Origin of the sequence: Paraburkholderia sp. SUR17, from assembly GCF_029536165.1 — a bacterium.
Lineage (GTDB): Bacteria > Pseudomonadota > Gammaproteobacteria > Burkholderiales > Burkholderiaceae > Paraburkholderia > Paraburkholderia kururiensis.
The window spans coordinates 2,294,469-2,315,693 of sequence record NZ_CP120508.1; the positions used below are offsets into that span (position 1 = coordinate 2,294,469).

The 21,225-nt window shown below is 65.4% G+C and carries 16 protein-coding genes; 9 read left to right on the forward strand and 7 right to left on the reverse strand.

Features of this window, described 5'->3' with window-relative positions; genetic code table 11:
- Positions 1-14: 14 nt before the first annotated feature.
- Entirely contained in the window at positions 15-1,196 is a 1,182-nt protein-coding gene (locus P2869_RS10075; RefSeq protein WP_277596358.1) for a porin, read from the reverse strand.
- Positions 1,197-1,546: 350 nt separating this feature from the next.
- Here P2869_RS10075 and P2869_RS10080 point away from each other — a divergent pair, with 350 nt between their 5' ends.
- On the forward strand, positions 1,547-1,822 hold the full coding sequence (locus P2869_RS10080; protein ID WP_199539844.1) for a DUF4148 domain-containing protein: 276 nt from the start codon (positions 1,547-1,549) through the stop codon (positions 1,820-1,822).
- A 91-nt stretch (positions 1,823-1,913) separates the two neighbouring features.
- Positions 1,914-2,069 (forward strand): hypothetical protein, encoded by a 156-nt coding sequence (locus P2869_RS10085; RefSeq protein ID WP_156125654.1) that lies wholly within the window; start codon positions 1,914-1,916, stop codon positions 2,067-2,069.
- A gap of 57 nt (positions 2,070-2,126) precedes the next feature.
- Here the strand turns inward: P2869_RS10085 and P2869_RS10090 are convergent, their stop codons facing one another.
- From P2869_RS10090 to P2869_RS10100, 3 genes are read right to left on the reverse strand one after another with little or no spacing between them, the layout of a single operon-like run.
- Positions 2,127-2,807 carry a response regulator transcription factor gene (locus tag P2869_RS10090; RefSeq protein ID WP_277596359.1) on the reverse strand — a complete coding sequence of 227 codons (681 nt, stop codon included), beginning with the start codon at positions 2,805-2,807 and terminating at the stop codon, positions 2,127-2,129.
- Between the two features lie 21 nt (positions 2,808-2,828).
- Complete coding sequence (locus tag P2869_RS10095) at positions 2,829-4,226, reverse strand: HAMP domain-containing sensor histidine kinase (RefSeq protein ID WP_277598102.1); 1,398 nt, start codon at positions 4,224-4,226, stop codon at positions 2,829-2,831.
- 50 nt (positions 4,227-4,276) lie between these two features.
- Positions 4,277-4,951 carry a response regulator transcription factor gene (locus P2869_RS10100; protein WP_126876337.1) on the reverse strand — a complete coding sequence of 225 codons (675 nt, stop codon included), beginning with the start codon at positions 4,949-4,951 and terminating at the stop codon, positions 4,277-4,279.
- A gap of 652 nt (positions 4,952-5,603) precedes the next feature.
- Here P2869_RS10100 and P2869_RS10105 point away from each other — a divergent pair.
- From P2869_RS10105 to P2869_RS10120, 4 genes are all read left to right on the forward strand, one after another.
- A complete protein-coding gene (locus P2869_RS10105; protein ID WP_017776488.1) occupies positions 5,604-6,434 on the forward strand; it encodes an IclR family transcriptional regulator in 831 nt (276 codons plus the stop codon).
- 778 nt (positions 6,435-7,212) lie between these two features.
- Positions 7,213-8,703, forward strand: coding sequence for an MdtA/MuxA family multidrug efflux RND transporter periplasmic adaptor subunit (locus P2869_RS10110; protein WP_277596360.1), 1,491 nt, complete (start codon positions 7,213-7,215; stop codon positions 8,701-8,703).
- Between the two features lie 6 nt (positions 8,704-8,709).
- Positions 8,710-11,877, forward strand: a complete 3,168-nt coding sequence (locus P2869_RS10115) for an MdtB/MuxB family multidrug efflux RND transporter permease subunit (protein ID WP_277596361.1) — start codon at positions 8,710-8,712, stop codon at positions 11,875-11,877.
- A 3-nt stretch (positions 11,878-11,880) separates the two neighbouring features.
- The gene (locus tag P2869_RS10120) at positions 11,881-15,204 is read left to right on the forward strand and encodes an efflux RND transporter permease subunit (RefSeq protein WP_277596362.1); all 3,324 of its coding nucleotides are present in this window, start codon (positions 11,881-11,883) and stop codon (positions 15,202-15,204) included.
- A gap of 106 nt (positions 15,205-15,310) precedes the next feature.
- Here P2869_RS10120 and P2869_RS10125 read toward each other — a convergent pair whose 3' ends face one another.
- Entirely contained in the window at positions 15,311-15,466 is a 156-nt protein-coding gene (locus tag P2869_RS10125; RefSeq protein WP_017776485.1) for a DUF3309 family protein, read from the reverse strand.
- A 524-nt stretch (positions 15,467-15,990) separates the two neighbouring features.
- On the opposite strand from P2869_RS10125, the gene P2869_RS10130 reads away from it, so the two are divergent.
- From P2869_RS10130 to P2869_RS10140, 3 genes are all read left to right on the forward strand, one after another.
- Entirely contained in the window at positions 15,991-16,431 is a 441-nt protein-coding gene (locus tag P2869_RS10130) for a DUF2844 domain-containing protein (protein ID WP_277598103.1), read from the forward strand.
- Positions 16,432-16,445: 14 nt separating this feature from the next.
- On the forward strand, positions 16,446-17,741 hold the full coding sequence (locus tag P2869_RS10135; protein ID WP_277596363.1) for a DUF3443 domain-containing protein: 1,296 nt from the start codon (positions 16,446-16,448) through the stop codon (positions 17,739-17,741).
- Between the two features lie 203 nt (positions 17,742-17,944).
- Positions 17,945-18,742: a hypothetical protein gene (locus tag P2869_RS10140; protein WP_277596364.1), complete on the forward strand. Its 798-nt coding sequence runs from the start codon at positions 17,945-17,947 to the stop codon at positions 18,740-18,742.
- A gap of 43 nt (positions 18,743-18,785) precedes the next feature.
- Here P2869_RS10140 and P2869_RS10145 read toward each other — a convergent pair whose 3' ends face one another.
- Positions 18,786-19,376 (reverse strand): peroxiredoxin, encoded by a 591-nt coding sequence (locus P2869_RS10145; RefSeq protein ID WP_277598104.1) that lies wholly within the window; start codon positions 19,374-19,376, stop codon positions 18,786-18,788.
- Positions 19,377-19,461: 85 nt separating this feature from the next.
- Positions 19,462-20,970, reverse strand: a complete 1,509-nt coding sequence (locus P2869_RS10150) for an EAL domain-containing protein (protein WP_277596365.1) — start codon at positions 20,968-20,970, stop codon at positions 19,462-19,464.
- Positions 20,971-21,225: the final 255 nt, after the last annotated feature.

Consider the following 21,225-nt stretch of genomic DNA (forward strand, 5'->3'; position numbering starts at 1 on the left):
CGCGAGCCCTTGCCTCAGAAGCGATGGCGGATACCGGCCGCCACCACCACCTGCTTGTCGTTCGACGACGCCGCGAGCGAATAGATCGACGCGTTGCCGAGCACCGCGATGCCATCCGCACCCGAGACGTGCTGGTACACCCCTTCGAGATAGAGGTCCGTGCGGCGGCTCATCGCATAGTCGGCCTGCAGCATGAACTGATTCCATTTCGGCGAAACAGCACCCGTCGCCGTTCCGAAGTGTCCGTCCGTGAACGTATACGAGCCGCCCAGGCTGAAGCGCGACGTGAGCGCGTAGCGGCCATTCAGTTCGTAGTTGTTGAACGTGAGGTAGTCGCCACTGACTGCGCCGTATGAGCCGCCCTGTGCGATCTGGCGCGGGTCGTCGACCGTCGTGCGAGTGAACACGAGCCCCACCGTCGCGTTGCCGAAGGCATAGCGCCCGCCCGCGCCCAGAATGCGTTCCCGCGCCCCGGTGATGGTCGCGTTGCCGTCGTTGCTGCTCATCGCGCCGCCCGTGTTCGTCGGGCTGTTCACGCCGCCCGGCTGGTTCGACTGGAAGTAGGCGAGCGCAAGATTGAGCGGGCCGCCGTCATAGGCCGCGCCGAGCGTATAGGCGTTGTTGTTCGAGAAGCCGCCCGCCATGTTGCTGAACGCGTACGCGCCTTCGAACGAGAAACCGGCGTAATTCGCGCTGCGAAACTTCATCGCATTGTTCATGCGGAAGTCGTTGTTGAGGTTGTCGTTGTCGAAGGGATGGTCCGCAATGTTGCCGCCGAAACCGGAGCCCGTGGCCGAAAGCGGCGCGACGAAATCAACCAGCGCGTCGTACTGGCGACCCAGCGTAACGGTGCCGTATGCGTTGCTGCCGATCCCCACCCACGCCTGGCGCCCGAACTCGTCGCCGCCGTTGCCGAGCTTGCCGTTCGCTATATTGAAGCCGTTTTCGAGGTCGAACACGGCCTTCAGGCCGCCGCCCAGGTCTTCGGAGCCGCGCAGGCCCCAGCGGTCCGTGCTCAGGTTGCCGGACTCCATGATCCAGTTGTTGTGTCCCGCACCCGCGGCGCCCTTCTGGTTGCTCACGTAGTCGATACCGGCATCGACCGTACCGTACAGCGTGACGCTGCTTTGCGCGTGGGCAAATGATGAAACCGTCCCCGCTACCACAGCGAGCGTAGTCAACAACGCTTTTTTCATGTTCAAGTTTTCCGCGGAAAAGAATGAAATCTCCTGCGCCTCGCGAAGCGTGGTTTGCCTCGTATGCGCATCCTCGCCACCGCCTGGTGGGAGCGGAAAATGTAGGATTGGGCGGTGACAGCGGCGTGTTAAAAAGCAGGTGAAAAATGAAACTTCGTTCATCTGCGCGACACCCTTTTTTCAGAACGGCCGCCAGCACTTCCCCGGCGCATGCCAATCTCTAAAACTTTCTTCATGGTCGCGCATTCAATTCGATAGGCGCTGCTCACTATCCTGACTCTGACCGGAATGCAATGGCACAACTTGCCTGGCACACCGGATCATCAATCCAGTCAATGAGGATAGCCAACATGAAAACGCTGCTGATCGCTGCCACCTTTGTCGGTCTCGCTTCGGCCACGTCCGCTTTCGCGCAGTCCACGCCGTCCGCCAACGCTTCGAGCCCGGCCACGGCGGCCACTCAAGTCGCCCAGAACACCGCGGCAACGCCTTCGCAAGGCGGCTGGGTGCCGCCCTATGGGCAGCCTGTCATGCAGAAAACGCGTGCTCAGGTCTATCAGGAACTCGTGGAAGCAGAGAAGGACGGGCAGCTCGCATACCTCAATTCCACCATCTACGCTCACTGATCGCTTTGCCTGCGCATAGGCGGCACGACCGTACGCGGCGCCGGCAAGGCTCCGCGTACTCGCCGGATAGCCCGCCTGTGGAGCGGCAACCTTGAACCCGATGAGCCTCTTGAAGAAGTCCTCGCGCTACGCCATCGCGGCGATTGCCGCCGCGGCGCTGGCCGGCTGCGCGCTGCCGCCGGCCAACAGCGCAAAGTCCGATTGCGTGGGGCCGCCCAGTTTCTGCGTGCCCTACTTCGGCTCCTGAAAACCGCGTTCGTCCTGAGGGCAACGGCGCCACGCCGTTGCCCTCCTTCTTTTGTTTCTATTGGCCGGTATTCAGTTCGTAGCCGTACCGGCTGACGGTTTCGATGCGCGCGCGAAGCGCGTGTGCCTCAAGCTTGCGACGCAGCCTGGACACGACGAGATTGACGCTCGACGGTTCGATGTCTTCCCTTTCGGGCCACGCGTAGCGAATCAACTGTTCGCGCGGCACGGGCGCATTGGTCTGACGCAGCAAGCACTCCATCAGCAGATACTCGCGCTTGGTCAGCGGTACGCGCCGGCGCTCCTCGACCAGTTCGCGTGTCAGTCCATCGAGCCGCGGCATACTGCCGGGCGCGTACGCCGGGACCGGGGACACGGCTGCCGTGCGCTGAAGCGCCTGCATCCGTTCGTGCATTTCGATGAACGACCATGGCTGGTCGAAACACGCATCGGCGCCCGCACGCAACACTCTGGACCGATCGCCGGCGCTCGCGCGGCCGAGCAGCACGATGATCGACGCCGCGCCGACCGCCGCGAAGCGCGGCAACGTTTCCACGAGGGGCGTGAGCGTCGCCGCCTCGGTTGCCACGATCACGATGACGTCGTAGGGCTCTTGCGAGGCGAGAAACACGCCGTCGCGCAAATCTTCGGTCCGTTGCACGCTATGGGTACTTTCGCGCAATGCCTTATGCAGCCACGCGCCCTCTGCGTGCGGCGCGGAGACAAGAAGGATTCGCATGGCGTCACGGTTCCGTTCGGGTCACGCAAGCGCACGCGGCCAGCACTCGACCGTGATCTTCGTGCCGGGACCAGCGTGCGTCGCGTTGACCTCGTGGCGGTTCGCGTCCTCGATATGCAGCGTGAAATCGTGCACACGCATGACCGCAGATACGATGCTGAGCCCGAGCCCCGACCCCGGCACGTAACGCCCCTGCTCGCTACGATAGAAACGCTGCAGGACCGCATCGCGCTCGTTGGGTGGAATGCCGGGACCCTCGTCGTAGACGTCGACGGCCGGGCCCCACGGCGTTGCGCGCAACGTCATGCCCACCGCCCCGCCTTCCGGCGAAAACTTGATGGCGTTGTCGAGCAGGTTGCTGAACGCCTCGAACAGCAGTGCGCGGTCGCCATGAATTTCATCGACCGGTTCGGCGAGCAGTGTCCAACCCATGCTCCGGCTCTCGGCCAGCGGCTCGTAGAGTTCGCCGAGCTCCTCAATGAGCAGACGCAGATCGACGCGACCGAAACCGCCTCTGCGCTGCAACGCGCCGATCTCCGAGATACGCAGCATGGCGCGAAAACGCTCGAGCAACGTATCCGTTTCACTGCGCGCGCGCGTGAGCAAGGTCGCGACGCCGTCGTCGCCGCACTGCGCAGTGCGCTCCGCGATTCGTCCCAGCAGCGTATGCACGTGTGCAAGCGGTGTGCGCAGGTCGTGCGCAATGCCGTCGCACGCTCCCTTCACCTCGCTCATCAACCGCTCCACCTCTTCGAGCATGTGATTCACGAGATGGGAGAGCATGTCGAGTTCGTCGCGTCCGCCAATCGGCAGCCGCTGATTGAGGTCGCCCCGGGCAATGCGCTGCGTGACGCGCCGAATCTCGCGCACGCGGCGCAACTGTCGCACGCTCAGTACGAGCCCGCCGGCAACACCTGCAACGAGGACCAGAAGACCGCCTATCACGAGCGCCCGAATCACGGCCTCTCGCATCTTGAGAATGTGCGTGAGGTCGCGCGCGACCAGCAGGATCGTGCCGTTCGTGCGCCGTTCGCACATGGCACGCACGATTGGAGACTGCTGTCCGTCCACGAGTTTCAGGGTGTGGCGCAGCGTTCGCCCATTGCGGTCGAACGTGAGCCGCGGCGGCAAGTGCACGACGTCGCCCGCAATATGGCGGCCGTCGGCCGTGAAGAGGCCGTAGAAGTTCGTGTGCATCCGTTCGTGTTCGAGACGGCTGTGTATGGCGCCCGCCAGTTCGACGTCGGGTATGGAGTCGAAGTAGATGAGCTGCCAGGCCATGATGTCGTCGGTGTCGTGCTCCATCGCGTTCGTCGCCGCCCACGCGATGACACCCACGAGCAACGTCATGGAAGCCGCAAAGATCGCCGCATAACCCGAGAGCCAGCGGAATGTCGTGGTGTGCCAACGCCGGCCCACGCCGATCGGCGGGGAAGAAGAAAGTTCGTTCAAGGGGAGTACTTAATAGATCAGCCGATCATGTAACCCGCGCCGCGTACCGTCTGGATCAACGGCGCCACGCCGGGCGGGTCGATCTTTCTGCGCAGACGCCCCATATGGACGTCGATCAGATTGGTGCCGGGATCGAAGTGATAACCCCAGACGGCCTCGAACAGCATGGTGCGCGTAATCGTCTTGCCCGCATGACGCATCATGAACTCGAGCACGCGGTACTCCGTGGGCAACAGCGCGATTTCTTCGTCGTCGCGGCGCACCTTGCGCGAAATGAGATCGAGGCTCAGCGGGCCGACGCACAGCACCGTCTGCGGCGCCACGGTTCGCGCCTGGGCACGCCGCAGCAGCACTTCGAGCCGGGCGGTGAGTTCCTCGGGATCGAACGGTTTGGTGAGGTAGTCGTCGCCGCCGGCGCGCAAGCCGCGAATACGTTCATCGACATCGCCCAGCGCGCTGAGCATCAGCACGGGCGTCTGCACGCCGATCGTGCGCATGGTGGTGAGGATCGTGAGGCCGTCCACGCCGGGCAGCATGCGGTCCAGTGTGATGGCGTCGTACTGCTCGCTCATCGCCCGGCTCATGCCTTCCTTGCCGTTGTCGGTCCAGTCGACTTCGAAACCGCATTTCCTGAGTTCATCGATGATCTCGTTTGCCGTGACGGCATCATCTTCGACGGTCAGTACGCGCAATTGCGCCATATCGCATTCCTTTTTCGATGCGCGGATTTTACCCGCGTGGAGATGTCGGCTCGCGCTCCGGTTCATGAATATAAATTCATGTTTGCGCCAGAGATGTAGACGCGAACCATCGAATCGACGCCGTTCGGAGAGAGAAACGCAGGGCGAAAAAAAAGCGCCACGCTGTCGCGTGACGCTTGAAAAGTTCTAGCCATTCCGAGGGCCGTGCTAGAACCTGAGAGACGGTAATCCGAAGTCCTGGGGGACTCGTGCGGGGACGGAGTGCACCACAGCCGGCCGGGCTGGAGCGTGCATGAAAGCGCCTGTGCGTCCTCGTTGTCGCGGCATATTATGCAATTCGCATATTTTGACACACATCGGGAGCCGGACAATAAATGATGCACCGAAGCGGCAATTCGAAATCGGGTTCCATTTTTTCCATTTATGCTGACGAAGTCAAGAAAAATTTGGCTTTGCGCGCATCGCCCGCGCCGGACGGCACGCCGCGGTACAGTAGAATGATCTGTCGCGAAAATCAGCACTCCGACGATAAACCCCATGCCCCGGAACGAGACTCACAATATGAGATGAGCGGCCAGATCGACATTGCCGGCCTCCGTAGGTTGCTCAACTAAACTGAAATGATGTTTCATAAACACTGACCATGACCACGACGCCCCACCCGGTCGCCAATCCCGCCAAAGACAAGGACGGATCCGGCGACGAAGTCACGGCGCTCGCACGCGGCCTTGCCGTGCTCCGCTGCGTCGCCGCAGCCCACGCGCCCATCAGCAACCGCGAACTCACCGAACAGACCGGCATCCCGAAGGCGACGCTCTCACGCATCACTGCGACGCTCGTGAACGCGGGCTTCCTGCTCCGTCTCGCGGACAGCGAACGCTTCGTGCTGACGGCCTCCGTGCTCGAGCTTTCGCATGGCTTTCTACGCAACTTCGACATCCGGGCGCGTTCCCGGCCGTTCCTGATCGAGCTTGCCGAGCGCACCGCGCTCTCGGTCCATCTCGCCGTGCGCGACCGGCTCGACATGGTCGTGATCGACGCCATCCGGCCGCGCTCCGCGGTGCTGGTATCGCGGCTCGAAGTGGGTTCACGGATCGACATGCCGCGCACCGCCGTAGGCCGCGCGTATCTGGCCGCGCTCGACGCGCCCGAGCGCGACAAGATGCTCGTCGCGCTGCAGGCAGCCACAGGCGACGACTGGGCGCTGATCGGCGGACGGCTCGATGCAGCGCTGCAAGAGACCGCGACGCAAGGCTTTGCGATTGCGACGGGCGAATGGCACGAAGGGCTCAATGCGATCGCGGCGGGCTTCGTCGGGCCGGCCGGCGAGCGCTACGCCGTCAATTGCGGCGGAGCGGCGCACCAGTGTCCGCGCGACTGGCTGATCGAGCGCGCCGTGCCGGCTCTCGCCGAATGCATTGCGAACATCGTGCGCGAGATCGGCGGCACGCCGGGGCAGCGGCTGGACAACTAGGCCGGGCGGTCTGTCGCATTCGCGGCCTGGCCCGCGGGACAAGGGGCGGCGGCGCCCGTCTGCTGGTCGCCTCTTGTTCGACCCCGGCCATTGGGCACCCCATCACGCCACCGTCAGCACCGAAGCTGTACCAGCCACTCCAGCCACACCTCCCGCGCGGCGTGCATGACCCGCGCGTAATCCACCGAAAAATACGTCGCTGGACTGTAACTTGGGCGCGGACGTAGCATCATGGTTCTTCGACGCGGCCGCAGTGCGGCTTGCGTGCCGTTCCGGCGAGGCGCGAGCGAGGGGCCGTTGCGCGGCGCAGTGTCCCGCTGCCCTGTCCGCTGCCCGCATCCTCACGGTCCGACGCCCACGCGCCGCATGCACCGCTGTCGCGCCGTTCGCTTGCACTGTTTTTGCCGCACATGCCGACCACACCCGCTCACTCAACCGATTGCACATCCGATACCCGTTGCCGCCTCTTCGTCCCGTTCGCCGAGAACGAGCCTCCCAGGACAAGGCGCGGCGCATGCGGCCAGCGAAAGGCCGCGGACCGGCGCACCGGGCAGACCGCAACCCAGGCCACCGCGCGGCCTGACCGCCCATTCCGATGAGCGTCATCGCGGGAACGTCACCGCTTCTTCCACGTTCCTCGCGTAGCATCGAGCCGATTCCGCGCGCCTCGGCCGCCGTACCGCTGCGGGACCGGCGCCCGCGCCACGTGACCACTCCGCAGGCGCCCGCCGCACCGGCCGCGCCGCTTCCACCTACACGCCAGTTACCGATCTGACCGATGGACGAACAACAAAAGCCTCTCGACACGCCGCGCAACGACGAGCCCGCCCAGGCATCGCGGACGCCGTCCGCGCCGACCGGACCTCAGGACACACACGGCACGCAAGGCTCGCCGGGCGGCAACCCGCCGCCGCAAAAGCCGCGCGGCCGCGGCCGTGCCCTTGGGCTGCTCGTCGTCGCGCTCATCGTGGCCGGCATCGTGATCGCGCGCTGGCATCCGTGGAGCGCGGGAAGCGGCGCCGCCGCGCCCGGCGCCGCCAGCGGAGCCGGTGGGCCGGGCGGCCCCATGGCGCGACGCGGCGGCCCCGGCGCGTTCGCCAACATGCCGCAGCCCGTTCACGTGGCCACCGCGTCGCCCGGCGACATGCCGATCGTGATTACCGCGCTCGGCACCGTCACGCCGCTCGCCAACGTCACGGTGCGCACCCAGCTTTCGGGCACGCTCCAGTCGGTGAACTTCAAGGAAGGGCAGATGGTGAAGCAAGGCGACGTGCTCGCCCAGGTCGATCCGCGCCCTTATGAAATTTCGCTCGCGAACGCCGAGGGCCAGCTGGCACGCGACGAAGCGCTGCTCGCCACGGCACGGCTCGACCTCAAGCGCTATCAGACGCTGCTCTCGCAGGACTCGATCGCGAGCCAGCAGGTGGACACGCAGGCCTCGCTCGTCAAGCAGTACGAGGGCACCGTGAAGTCCGACCGCGCCAACGTCGCCACCTTCAAGCTGGATCTGGCCTACGCGCGCATCACGGCCCCCGTCTCGGGCCGCGTCGGCCTGCGCCAGGTGGATCCGGGCAACTACGTGACGCCCTCGGACACCAACGGCATCGTCGTGCTCACGCAGATCCAGCCCATCAGCGTGGTGTTCACCACTTCGGAGGACAACCTGCCCGCCATCATGAAGCAGCTGCACACGGGCACGAAGATGTCGGTCACGGCCTACGACCGCAGCAACACCACGTCGCTCGAAGGCGGCTACCTCGAAACCGTGGACAACCAGATCGACACCACCACGGGCACCGTGAAACTGCGCGCGCTGTTCCCGAACACCGGGCTCGGGCTCTTCCCGAACCAGTTCGTCAACGCGCGCCTGCTCGTGGACGTACTGAAAAATGCGGTCATCGTGCCGACCTCGGCCGTGCTGAACGGATCGATGGGCCAGTTCGTCTATGTCGTGAAGCCGGACAACACGGTCACGGTGCGTCCGGTCAAGGTGGGGCCGGTGGACGGCGAACGCTCGAGCATCAAGTCCGGCCTTGCCGCGGGCGAGCGCGTGGTGATCGACGGCTCCGACCGCCTGCGCGAAGGCGCGAAGATCACGATCCCGGCCGACATGCCGCGCGGCACGTCGGGCGCGCGGGGTGCGTCAGGCGCCTACGCAGCATCGGGTGCCTCGGGTGCCTCGGGTGCCTCGGGTGCCTCGGGTGCCTCGGGTGCCTCGGGCGCTCACGGCCACCGCCGCCATGCCTCGCAAGCCGCCGCCAACCAGTAACGCCGCATGAATCCATCCCGCGCCTTTATCCTGCGCCCGGTCGGCACCGCCCTCTTGATGGCGGCGATCATGCTGGTCGGCCTCGTCGCGCTGCGCTTCTTGCCGCTCTCGGCGCTGCCCGAAGTGGATTACCCGACCATCCAGGTTCAAACGTTCTACCCGGGCGCGAGCCCCGAGGTCATGACGTCTTCGGTCACCGCGCCGCTCGAGCGGCAGTTCGGGCAGATGCCATCGCTGAACCAGATGTCGTCGCAGAGTTCGGCGGGTTCGTCGGTCATCACGTTGCAGTTCAGCCTGGATTTGCCGCTCGACGTCGCCGAACAGGAGGTGCAGGCCGCCATCAACGCAGCCGGCAACCTGCTGCCCTCCGACCTGCCCGCGCCGCCCATCTACGCGAAGGTCAACCCGGCCGACGCGCCCATTCTCACGCTTGCCATCACCTCGAAGACGCTGCCGCTCACGCAGATCCAGGATCTCGCCGACACGCGGCTCGGCCAGAAAATCTCGCAGGTAGCGGGCGTCGGGCTCGTTTCGCTGTCGGGCGGGCAGCGTCCCGCCATCCGCATTCAGGCCAACCCGCGCGCGCTCGCGGCCTACGGGCTCAATCTGGACGACCTGCGCACCACCATCGCGAACCTCAACGTGAACACGCCGAAGGGCAACTTCGACGGCCCCACGCGCAACTACACGATCAACGCGAACGACCAGTTGACCGACGCCGACGCCTACAAGAGCGCCGTGGTCGCCTACCGCAACGGCCGGCCCGTGATGCTCACGGATGTGGCCAACATCATCCAGGGCGCGGAAAACACCAAGCTGGGCGCGTGGGCGAACAACACGCAGGGCATCATTCTCAACGTGCAGCGCCAGCCCGGCGCGAACGTGATCCAGGTGGTGGACAGCATCAAGCGGCTCCTGCCCACGCTGCAGCAATCGCTGCCGGCCTCGCTCGACGTGAAGGTGGTCACGGACCGCACCACGACCATCCGCGCCTCGGTGCGCGACGTGCAGTTCGAGCTCTTGATGTCGGTGGTGCTCGTCGTGCTCGTGATGTACCTGTTCCTCGCCAACATCTACGCCACCGTCATTCCGAGCCTTTCGGTGCCGCTCTCGCTGATCGGCACGCTCGCCGTGATGTACCTGTGCGGCTTCTCGCTCGACAACCTTTCGCTGATGGCGCTCACCATCGCCACGGGCTTCGTGGTGGACGACGCCATCGTGATGATCGAAAACATCGCGCGCTACGTGGAGGAAGGCGACACGCCGCTCGAAGCGGCGCTGAAGGGCTCGAAGCAGATCGGCTTCACGATCATTTCGCTGACGGTGTCACTGATCGCGGTGCTGATTCCGCTGCTCTTCATGGGCGACGTGGTGGGGCGTCTCTTCCGCGAATTCGCCATTACGCTCGCGGTCACCATCGTGATTTCCGCGGTGGTGTCGCTCACGCTCGTGCCCATGATGTGCGCGAAGCTGCTGCGCCACACGCCGCCGAAAGAAAACGGCGGCTTCGAAGCACGCGCCCACGCGTTCATCGACTACGTGATCGAACGCTATTCGGTAGCGCTGCGCTGGGTGCTGGACCACCATCGCCTGACGCTCTTCGTGGCGCTCGGCACGCTCGTGCTCACCGCCGTACTGTACGTCTTCGTGCCGAAGGGCTTCTTCCCCGTGCAGGACACGGGCGTGATTCAGGCCATCACGCAGGCGCCGCAGTCGGTCTCGTACCAGTCGATGGCCGAGCGCCAGCAGGCGCTCGCCGCCGAAGTGCTGAAGAACCCGAACGTGGAAAGCCTCACTTCGTTCATCGGCGTGGACGGCACCAACATCACGCTCAACAGCGGCCGCATGCTCATCAACCTGAAGCCGCGCGACGAGCGCAGCGACACGGCAAGCGAAGTGATCCGCCAGATCCAGCAGCAGGTGGCGCATTTCCCGGGCGCCTCGCTCTACATGCAGCCCGTGCAGGACCTCACGATCGACTCGACGGTGAGCCCCACGCAATACCAGTTCATGCTCACCACGCCCAATATCGCGGAATTCGCGACGTGGGTGCCGAAGCTCGTGCGCCGTCTGCAGCAGTCGCCCGAACTCGCCGACGTCGCCACCGACCTTCAGCAGAACGGGCAGTCCGTCTACATCGAGATCGACCGCGCCACCGCCTCGCGCTACGGCATCACGCCGGCCACCGTGGATAACGCGCTCTACGACGCGTTCGGCCAGCGCATCATCTCGACCATTTTCACGCAGTCGAACCAGTACCGCGTGATTCTCGAGTCGCAGCCGGACATGCAGCACTACACGGACTCGCTCAACTCGATCTACCTGCCCTCCTCAACCGCCACCAACGGGCAGGTGCCGCTCTCGGCCATCGCGAGCTTCCACGAGCGTGCGGCGCCGCTGCTCGTCACGCACCTCTCGCAGTTCCCGGCCACCGTGGTGTCGTTCAACCTCGCGCCGGGCGCCTCGCTCGGTGCGGCCGTGAAGGCGATCGACCAGGCCGAGCAGGACATCGGCCTGCCCGCGTCGTTCCAGACGCGCTTCCAGGGCGCGGCGCTCGCGTTCCAGGCGTCGCTCTCCAACGAACTGTTCCTGATTCTCGCGGCCATCGTGACGATGTACATCGTGCTGGGCGTGCTCTACGAGAGCTTCATCCATCCCATCACGATTCTCTCGACGCTGCCCTCGGCCGGCGTGGGCGCGCTGCTCGCGCTGATGCTGACGGGCCATGACCTCGACATCATCGGCATCATCGGCATCGTGCTCCTGATCGGCATCGTGAAGAAGAACGCCATCATGATGATCGACTTCGCGCTGGAGGCCGAGCGCGTGGAAGGCAAGCCGCCGCGCGAAGCGATCTACCAGGCGTGTCTGCTGCGCTTCCGCCCCATCCTCATGACGACGATGGCGGCGCTGCTGGGCGCGCTGCCGCTCATGCTCGGCACAGGCGCGGGCTCGGAACTGCGCCGGCCGCTCGGTATCGCGATTGCGGGCGGGTTGATCGTGAGCCAGTTGCTCACGCTCTTCACGACGCCCGTGATCTACCTCGGCTTCGATTCGCTCGCGCGCCGGCTGCGTGAGCGGTTCGGCATGGAAAGCGGCGGCAGTAGCGGCAAAAACAACGGCACGGGCGGCGGCACAGGCGGTAGTGCGTCCGCCACGACGCCCGAGGCATAAGCCATGAACCTCGCGCGCCCGTTCATCGCCCGGCCCGTCGCCACCACGCTGCTCGCCATCGGCATCGCACTCGCCGGCCTCTTCGCCTTCGCGCGGCTGCCGGTAGCGCCGCTGCCGCAGGTGGACTTCCCCACCATCTCCGTGCAGGCCACGCTGCCCGGCGCCAGTCCGGAGACCGTGGCCACCAGCGTGGCGAGCCCGCTGGAACGCCATCTGGGCACCATTGCCGACGTCACCGAGATGACCTCGATGAGTTCGGTCGGCAACACGCGCATCACGCTGCAGTTCGGCCTGAACCGCGACATCGACGGCGCCGCGCGCGACGTCCAGGCCGCCATCAACGCGGCGCGCGCGGATCTACCGTCGAGCCTGCGCAGCAATCCGACCTATCACAAGGTCAATCCGGCCGACGCGCCCATTCTGATTCTCGCGCTCACGTCGAACACGCTCACGGCGGGCCAGCTCTACGATTCGGCGGCCACGGTGCTGCAGCAATCGCTCTCGCAGGTGGACGGCGTGGGCGAAGTGGACGTGAGCGGTTCGGCGAACCCTGCCGTGCGCGTGGAGCTGAAACCGCAGGCGCTCTTTCACTACGGCATCGGGCTCGAAGACGTGCGCGCCGCGCTCGCCTCGGCCAACGCGAACAGTCCGAAAGGCGCCATCGAGTTCGGCCCGAACCACGTGCAGCTCTACACCAACGACCAGGCCAGCCACGCCGCGCAATACCGCGACCTCGTGATCGCGTATCGCAACGGTGCGGGCGTGCTGCTCTCGGATGTGGCCGACGTGGTGGATTCGGTGGAAGACCTGCGCAACCTCGGCCTCTCGAACGGCAAGCGCTCGGTGCTCGTGATCCTGTACCGGCAGCCGGGCGCGAACATCATCGAAACCGTGGACCGCGTGATCGCGATGCTGCCGCAACTGAAGGCGTCGCTGCCGGCGGACGTCGACGTCACACCCGCAGCGGACCGGTCGGTCACGATTCGCGCCTCGCTGAAAGACACCGAGCACACGCTGATGATCGCGGTGGCGCTCGTCGTGATGGTGGTGTTCCTGTTCCTGCGCAACTGGCGCGCTACGCTGATTCCAAGCGTGGCGGTGCCCATTTCGATTGTCGGCACCTTCGCGGCGATGTACCTGATGGGCTTTTCCATCGACAACCTCTCGCTGATGGCGCTCACCATCGCGACCGGCTTCGTGGTGGACGACGCCATCGTGGTGCTCGAAAACATCCAGCGGCACATCGAGAAAGGCGTGCCGCGCATGCAGGCCGCGCTGCTCGGCGCGCGCGAAGTGGGCTTCACGGTGCTCTCCATCAGCGTGTCGCTCGTCGCCGTGTTCCTGCCCATTCTGCTGATGGGCGGCATCGTGGGGCGGCTCTTTCGCGAGTTCGCGCTCACGCTGTCGCTGGCCATTGCGGTGTCGCTCGTGGTCTCGCTCACGCTCACGCCGATGATGTGCTCGCGGCTGCTCGCGCAACCGCACGATGCACGCAAGGAAGGCCGCTTTTCGCGCTGGCTCGAAGCGCGCTTCGTGGCCATGCAGAACGGCTACGAACGCACGCTCGGCTGGTCACTGCGCCATCCGCGCACGGTGCTCCTCATTCTGATTGCCGCCATCGGCCTCAACGTGTGGCTCTACATCATCGTGCCCAAGGGCTTTTTCCCGCAGCAGGACACGGGGCGGCTCATCGGCGGCATCCAGGCGGACCAGGCCACGTCGTTCCAGGCCATGAAGATCAAGTTCTCCGAAATGATGCGCATCGTGCAGGCCAATCCCAACGTCGATACGGTGGTGGGTTTCACGGGCGGCCGGCAGACCAACTCGGGCTTCATGTTCGTCTCGCTCAAGTCCAAGAGCGTGCGCAAGGCAACGGCCGATCAGGTGATCCAGCAGTTGCGCGGACCGCTCTCGCACGTGGCGGGCGCCCGCACATTCCTGCAGGCCGTGCAGGACATTCGCGTGGGCGGACGCCAGTCGAATGCGCAGTACCAGTTCACGCTGCTCGCCGACAACACGAGCGACCTCTACACGTGGACGCCGAAGCTCACCGAGGCATTGCAGGCGCGCCCCGAACTCGCCGACGTGAATTCGGACCAGCAGCAAGGCGGGCTGGAAGCGATGGTGACCATCGACCGCGCCACCGCGGCACGCTTCGGCATCAAGCCCGCGCAGATCGACAACACGCTCTACGACGCGTTCGGCCAGCGTCAGGTATCGACCATCTACAACCCGCTCAACCAGTACCACGTGGTGATGGAAGTGGCGCCCGAATACTGGCAGAGCCCCGACATGCTCAAGCAGATCTACGTGAGCACCTCGGGCGGCAGCGCGAGCGGCGTGCAGAGCACCAACGCCACCGCAGGCACCGTGAGCGGGCCGGGCACGGCCGCCACCGCCACCACGTCAAGCACTGCGGGTGGCACGGCGGGCACCACCGCGTCGAGCGCGGCCACCATCGCGGCCGATTCGGCGCGCAACCTCGCGATCAATTCGATTGCGTCGAGCGGCAAGTCGGGGGCGTCGTCAGGCGCGGCGGTCTCCACCTCGAAGGAAACGATGGTGCCGCTCTCGGCCATCGCGAAGTTCGGGCCGGGCAACACGCCGCTTTCCGTGAATCACCAGAGCCAGTTCGTGGCCTCCACGATCTCGTTCAATCTGCCGCCGGGGCGCTCGCTTTCGCAGGCGACCGCGATCATCTATGACACGATGGCGCGCATCGGCATGCCGGGCACGATCCACGGCAGCTTCGCGGGCACGGCCCAGGCGTTCCAGCAGTCGATGTCGGACCAACCGATCCTGATTCTCGCGGCGCTCGCGGCCGTGTACATCGTGCTCGGCATTCTCTACGAGAGTTACATCCATCCGCTCACGATTCTCTCCACGCTGCCCTCGGCGGGCGTAGGCGCGCTGCTCGCGCTGCTGCTCTTCAATACGGAGTTCAGCATCATTGCGCTGATCGGCGTGATTCTGCTGATCGGCATCGTGAAGAAGAACGCGATCATGATGGTGGACTTCGCGATCCAGGCCTCGCGCGAGGGGCTCTCTTCACGCGACGCCATCTATCAGGCGTGCCTGCTGCGCTTCCGCCCGATCATGATGACGACCTGCGCAGCGCTGCTCGGCGCGCTGCCGCTTGCGTTCGGACGCGGCGAAGGCGCAGAACTGCGCTCGCCGCTCGGCATCTCGATTGTGGGCGGGTTGATCGTGAGCCAGATGCTCACGCTCTACACGACGCCGGTGGTGTATCTCTACATGGATCGGCTGCGCGTGTGGTGGGACAGCAGGCGGAGGCCGGGGACGTTCGAAGCGGGAGCGGTGAAATAACTGGCTTGGGAAGCAGGTCAAACCCGCTGCCTCGCACCTCGCAGGATGCGCAATAAAGAGTGGGCCGCGCCTGCCCCGCGCGGCCCACTGCATGACACGCTGAGGGCTATATCTGCCCCAACACCACCAGCACGACGACGATCACCACGATCAGGCCGAGCGTGCCGGTAGGCGCATAGCCCCAGCTCCGGCTGTAAGGCCAGGCGGGAAACGCGCCGACGAGCAATAGCAGCAGTACGACGATCAGAATGGTTCCAAGCATAGACGCCTCCATACGCGGGCCACGGCCGTGAAGCGACGCCGCAGGGTCGCCGCGTCGCTGTCCTCTCCCCTGCCGTACCCAACGAACAAGGTGAGTGCCCATCATTCAGCAAGCGATGTACCCGCGTATGAAAAACCCGCTTAAGAATCTCGCGCGGGCTCGTCTGCCCTGAAATTTTTTTCGGCCGAACAACGGCCTCGCTAACGCCCGTTCGCTTAAAACGCCTGCTTCCGCAAAAACAGACCGTCTTGCCACACAAGCCGGCCGCGTCGACCTGATTTTCAAACGGCGCCGCAGCAGGAAATCGTTCCATCTTTCGCGCAAACGATTGCACGGCCTCTCTTTGCACCGCTAAAGATTCGCGTCGGTCCTCCGTTGACGCATCCACGCAGCATCGCGACGCACCCCGGCGACCCGCGCCGGCCCCGCCCATGTCTGCGCTTGCCGTCCGCCGTCTGCGGACACGATCTGTCAGTCAAAGGCGTATCGACGTCGAAGGAAATCAATTGAAGCCGAAGTCTTTTATGGGCATTGCCTGCGCAATGCTGGGGGGCGCTTTTGCCCTCGCCGGACCCGCTCATGCCACGCTCGGTGAAAGCGCGATCAGCGTGAACCACGATGTAGCGAGCCTGCGCGCCGTCGCGCAAGCCGCGGTTGTTCAAGCAGCCTATACCGTGCACGAGATCACGCTCGCCTCGGGCACCGTGGTGCGCGAATACGTGGCGCCGGGCGGCATCGTCTTCGGCGTGGCGTGGGAAGGCCCCACGCTGCCGGACCTCAAGGCGATGCTGGGCGCCGCATTCGACCAGTACGTCGCGGCCAACGCAACGCGCAAGGCCACGCCGCTTGCCGTGTCGAACAATGACCTCGTCGTTTATTCGGGCGGCCATCTGCGCGCCTTCGCGGGTCATGCGTGGCTGCCGAGAGCAGTGCCGGCCGGCGTCGACGTCGGCGTCATCCAGTAAGGGCAGGGGCGATCATGTTTGCTCAGCATTCATCGCGCAGCGCGCTCAGCGCGTCTTTCATCGTGCTCGCGCTCTCTTTGATTCTTGCCGCCTGCGGCGGCGGTGGCGGCGGCGGATCGGGGGCGAGCGCCAACACCGGCAGCAGCACCAGCACGAACACCGCTGCGCCGGCGCAGCCCGTCACCAACACGACGTCGTCGCAGCCTGCGCTCGCCGCCAACGCCGCGGCCGTCACCGTGGACGCCGGCGTGAGCGGCGTGCCCAACATGCCGTTCGTCAGCGTGACCGTGTGTGCCCCGGGCACTGCGCAGTGCCAGACGATCGACCACGTGCTCGTGGATACCGGCTCGTGGGGGCTGCGCGTATTCGCCTCGCAACTGCCCGCGTCCGTTGCGCTCCCGCAGGAGCAGGACGCCTCCGGCAACACGCTCGCCGAATGCATGCAGTTCTTCGACGGCTACACGTGGGGGCCCGTGCGCATCGCCGACGTGCAGATCGCCGGTGAAAAGGCCGCGGCGCTGCCCATCCAGGTGATCGACCCGTCCTACAACACCACGCCCACGGACTGCACCAACGTGGGCGCGTCGCGCAACACGCCATCGGCGCTTGCGGCCAACGGCATACTGGGCATCGGCGTGTTCAAGCACGACTGCGGCTACAACTGCGTGAACCAGGCGGTGCCGGCCACCTACTACGGCTGCACGAGTTCGGGCTGCACGTCGATCCCGCTTGCCGAAGCGTTCCAGGTGGCCAATCCCATTCCGTATTTCGCCACCGACAACAACGGCTCGCTGCTCGCGCTGCCTGCCGTCACGTCGGGCGGCGAGGCATCGCTCACGGGACAGCTGATTTTCGGCATCGGCACGCGCAGTAACAACGGGCTCGGCAATGCGCAGGTGATCGGCGTGAGCGCGAGCAACGGCACATTCACGACTACGCACAACGGCACCACCTACTCGCGCAGCATCGTCGACAGCGGCTCCACCGGCGTGTTCTTCCAGACCGGCGCGCTACCCGTGTGCGCGAGCCCCAACAGCGCGTATTACTGCCCGTCGTCCACGCAGCAATTGAGCGCCGTGATGCAGGGGGCGAACGGCATCACCGCGTCTGTCTCGTTCGACGTCGGCAACGCCAGCGCGCTTGCAGAGACCTACGCAGGCGACGCCGTGATGCCGTTGCTCGCCGGGCCGGCGTTCGTCACGTCGTCGATCTTCGATTGGGGACTGCCGTTCTTCTACGGACGCACGGTCTACGCGGCCATCGAGCAGCAATCCACGCCCGGCGGCAGCGGTCCGTACGTCGCGTATTGACCGATTCGCCAGGGCAGGTAATGGCGTAATAGCGGGTGATAAAGCCGGATAATCCGTAAGATTTTGACGTGCTAGCATCCGTTGGCATTCCAATGCAATACGGGAACGCCAACGGCACGTCGAATCGCCGTGGCCGGAATGCATGCGGTGAATAATCAATGCGCGGCAAGCGCGTACGGCCAACAGGCTTCGGGGAATCAGACATGACGCAAAGCGCATGGACGGCCGCACTGGCCTCCACCACGAATGCGCCGGCCGCTGCGGCCGTGCCGCCCCAGAAGCCGCCCTCTCGCACGGGCAACCTCCCCACCGGCAACCCGAGCAACGGTCCGCTGCTGGCCGCCATCGAACAAAGCCTTCAGCAGCTCGGCATCGATCCCGCTACGGTCGCCACGTCGGCATCCACCATCACGAGTACCGCGGGCGGCACGATAACGAGCACGAGCGGCGCTTCGGCCGAAGACACGCAGTCCGCGAAGGAACGCTTTCTCGTCGCGCTCTACCAGGCGCTGGTGCTGCAAAGCGCATTGGCGGCGCAAGCGGGATTGAGCAACCCGCAGACGGGCGCAACGAACGATACGAGCGCGAGTGGCATGGCGGGCGCGGTGCATGAAGCCGGCGCCATCGACGCCGCAACAGGCCCCTACCGTGACCTCGGCACCTCGCTCACTGCGCTTGCGGCGTCGGCTCGCGCGAATCCAGGCGCGCTGACTACGCCCGCAACGAACAGCAGCAACAGCGACGACTGGGAATGGGGTCTCGCGACCACCCCGACCGTCAGCACCGACACGTCCGCCTCCACCACCACGGAAAGCGGCACCATGACGGGCGCCATCGGCCAATTGAACGGCGCGCTCAACGATTACCTCTCCACGCTCGATACGGGCAGCGCCGGAAGCACAAGCAGCGTGACCTTGCCCGCATTGCTCGAAGCTTTGGCCCAACGCACGCAGAACATGCACTGGCGTGCCGCGGGCGTAATCGTCGATCTCACGGCCTGAGCCGAAAGACCGGAAGACCTCCGCGGCACGCGCCTCGCCGGCTTTACTGCTGACTGTGCGCGGCGGCCCACGCCTTGACCGCGCGCAACGTGTTCGCCACGTGCTGGTCCGGCGAGAGACTCGTGTATTCGTAGAGCACCTTGCCGTCCGGCGCGATCACGTACGAGACGCGGTTGGCCATGGCCGAGTGCATCGGCATCGACGCGTCATAGGCCTTGATGATTTTCGAATCGGCGTCGGCGGCCACCGGGAATTTGCTGCGGCACTCGCTCACGGAAAATTTCGTGAGCGTGTCGATGTTGTCGTGCGATACGCCGATGACGGTGGCGCCGTACTTCTTGTACTCGTCCACGGCCTCGGCGAATTCGTGGGCTTCGATCGTGCAGCCTTTCGTGAAGGCGGCCGGATAGAAGTACACCACCACCGGGCCCTTCTTGAGCGCATCGGCGAGCGAGTACGTGTAGGTCTTGCCGCCAAGCGATGCTTCGGTGGTGAAGTTCGGCGCGGCGTCGCCGGGTTTGAGCGTGGCGGATGCACTCGCCGCGTAGATCGACAGGCCTGCGCCGAACACGGCCGCAAGGGCCGCACAAGTCGCGCTGCGCTTGATGGTGCCGCGCCTGATGCTGCGCTTCATGTCGCTGCGTTTCATCTCGAAATTCCTCGCGGGGTGGGCGAACGGTCATTGAACCACAATGCGCCGGCACGCGTTCGCCGCCCCTTCAGTCGCCCGCGTGCGCCCCGAACCACGCCGCCGCGGAGAGGCTCAACTCGGCCAGCACCTCGGGCCCGAGTTCCGTGCCCGCCACCGTCACGCGCAAGCATTCGCCGCGTTCGGAGGCCTCGGCGAGCGCGAGCAACGCGCCCAGTTCGCCCGCGTAATCGACGATGGCATCGCGAATGGGACGTGCAAGGCCGAGCTTGTGGAGCGCCCGCTCGGGCGTCGCGCCAATCACCACGTGAGCGAGCGAAAAGATGCCGGTCATGAAGGCCTGGTCCGCGAAGTCTTCGTTCGACGGCTTGAGCCAGCGCGCCGCCAGTTCCATGAAGCGCGAGCGCGTGCCCGCCAGTTGCACGAGCGGGTCGGAACGCCAGGGCATGTCGCGCCCGTTCGCGTAGAGCAGCAGTTGCGCCCAGCGCGCAATCTGGCGCGTGCCCACCGCGATCACGGCCTCGCGCAGCGACGAGATGGGCCGCCCCAAACCGAACGCGCTCGAATTGACGAGCCGCAGCAACTGCACGACCACCGTGGGGTGGCGCTTGAGTTCGACTTCGAGCTCCGCGATGCCCGCGTCGCGCGCCACGAGCGCGAGTAGCCGCAGCAGCGCTTCGCGCGACGAACGCACGCGGCGCGCACTCAGCACCTGCGGCCGCGCGAAGAAATACCCCTGGAACAGGTCGAAGCCGAGGTCGCGCGCCAGCTCGAAGTCCTCTTCCGTTTCCACCTTTTCGGCGAGCAGCGTCTTGCCTTCGCGGCGCAGCGCCGCGGCAAGCGCGGGCAGTGCGTCGCGGCCGGTCTCCAGAAAGTCCACCTTGACGATGTCCGCGTGAGGCAGCGCCGCGAGCACACTCGGCGTGAGCGCGCAAACGTCGTCGAGCGCAATCAGAAAGCCGTTGCGGCGCAATTCGTCGACACGCCGGATCAGGCGCGCGTCGAACGTCACGGTTTCGAGAATCTCCAGCACGAAGCGGTCGGCCGACATCAGATGCACGATGTCGTCGAACAGCAGCTCGCGGCCAATGTTCACGTAGCCGCGATGCGAGCCGAGCACCGCCGACACGCCGATGCTGCCGATCGTACGCACCACGACCTGCGCCGTGGCGCGCGCCTCGTCGGTTACTTCCGCGTAGTTGTGAAGGCCCGAGCGGAACAGTAATTCGTAGGCATGCAGCGCACCGCTGCGATCGAGAATCGGTTGACGGCCCACGTAGACGAACTGCGTGGAGACGGGCTCGGCAGTGGCGGCGCCCGCGGCCGCCTGGGCAACGCTGCAGCACGCGCTGGCGATACAGCCGTCGACGTGGCACTGCGTGGAGCCGCTATCATCGGAGCCGCTATTGGAGCCGCTATTGAAGCCGCTATCGGAGCCGGCAGCGGTGGCCGCTGCGTCGTCCACGCCGTCGGACGGACCGGCGGCCTCGGCCTGCGGACACGGCACATCGCCCGCCGGGGCGCATGCGCATGGCGAAGGCGGCACGCTCGCGGTGTCCAGCGACGATGATTCAGACATGCTCAGGCTCTCCATCCAGTCTGCATACTGCCCTTACCGCCCTTGCAGCGGCCTTCACGGACCGCCCCGTCACGCGTCTGATAACGCCGGGACCCATGTGAGCCGGTGCGCATGCGTTCGGGCGCGCATGTGACCGGCAACGACCGCGCCACTTTAACCGAATCCATGCGGCACCGCACCGGGCGTATGGCGCATAGTCGCAGCGCCCCAAAATGTTTAAATCGAGTCTAAAGATTTATGCTCGCCGGTCGATAA

Excerpts from the sequence above, each read along its gene's own strand:
- P2869_RS10075 (WP_277596358.1), bottom strand. The coding sequence starts at position 1,196 with ATGAAAAAAGCGTTGTTGACTACGCTCGCTGTGGTAGCGGGGACGGTT.
- P2869_RS10080 (WP_199539844.1), top strand. The coding sequence starts at position 1,547 with ATGAAAACGCTGCTGATCGCTGCCACCTTTGTCGGTCTCGCTTCGGCC.
- P2869_RS10090 (WP_277596359.1), bottom strand. The coding sequence starts at position 2,807 with ATGCGAATCCTTCTTGTCTCCGCGCCGCACGCAGAGGGCGCGTGGCTG.
- P2869_RS10105 (WP_017776488.1), top strand. The coding sequence starts at position 5,604 with ATGACCACGACGCCCCACCCGGTCGCCAATCCCGCCAAAGACAAGGAC.
- P2869_RS10110 (WP_277596360.1), top strand. The coding sequence starts at position 7,213 with ATGGACGAACAACAAAAGCCTCTCGACACGCCGCGCAACGACGAGCCC.
- P2869_RS10115 (WP_277596361.1), top strand. The coding sequence starts at position 8,710 with ATGAATCCATCCCGCGCCTTTATCCTGCGCCCGGTCGGCACCGCCCTC.
- P2869_RS10120 (WP_277596362.1), top strand. The coding sequence starts at position 11,881 with ATGAACCTCGCGCGCCCGTTCATCGCCCGGCCCGTCGCCACCACGCTG.
- P2869_RS10125 (WP_017776485.1), bottom strand. The coding sequence starts at position 15,466 with ATGCTTGGAACCATTCTGATCGTCGTACTGCTGCTATTGCTCGTCGGC.
- P2869_RS10130 (WP_277598103.1), top strand. The coding sequence starts at position 15,991 with ATGGGCATTGCCTGCGCAATGCTGGGGGGCGCTTTTGCCCTCGCCGGA.
- P2869_RS10135 (WP_277596363.1), top strand. The coding sequence starts at position 16,446 with ATGTTTGCTCAGCATTCATCGCGCAGCGCGCTCAGCGCGTCTTTCATC.
- P2869_RS10140 (WP_277596364.1), top strand. The coding sequence starts at position 17,945 with ATGACGCAAAGCGCATGGACGGCCGCACTGGCCTCCACCACGAATGCG.
- P2869_RS10145 (WP_277598104.1), bottom strand. The coding sequence starts at position 19,376 with ATGAAGCGCAGCATCAGGCGCGGCACCATCAAGCGCAGCGCGACTTGT.
- P2869_RS10150 (WP_277596365.1), bottom strand. The coding sequence starts at position 20,970 with ATGTCTGAATCATCGTCGCTGGACACCGCGAGCGTGCCGCCTTCGCCA.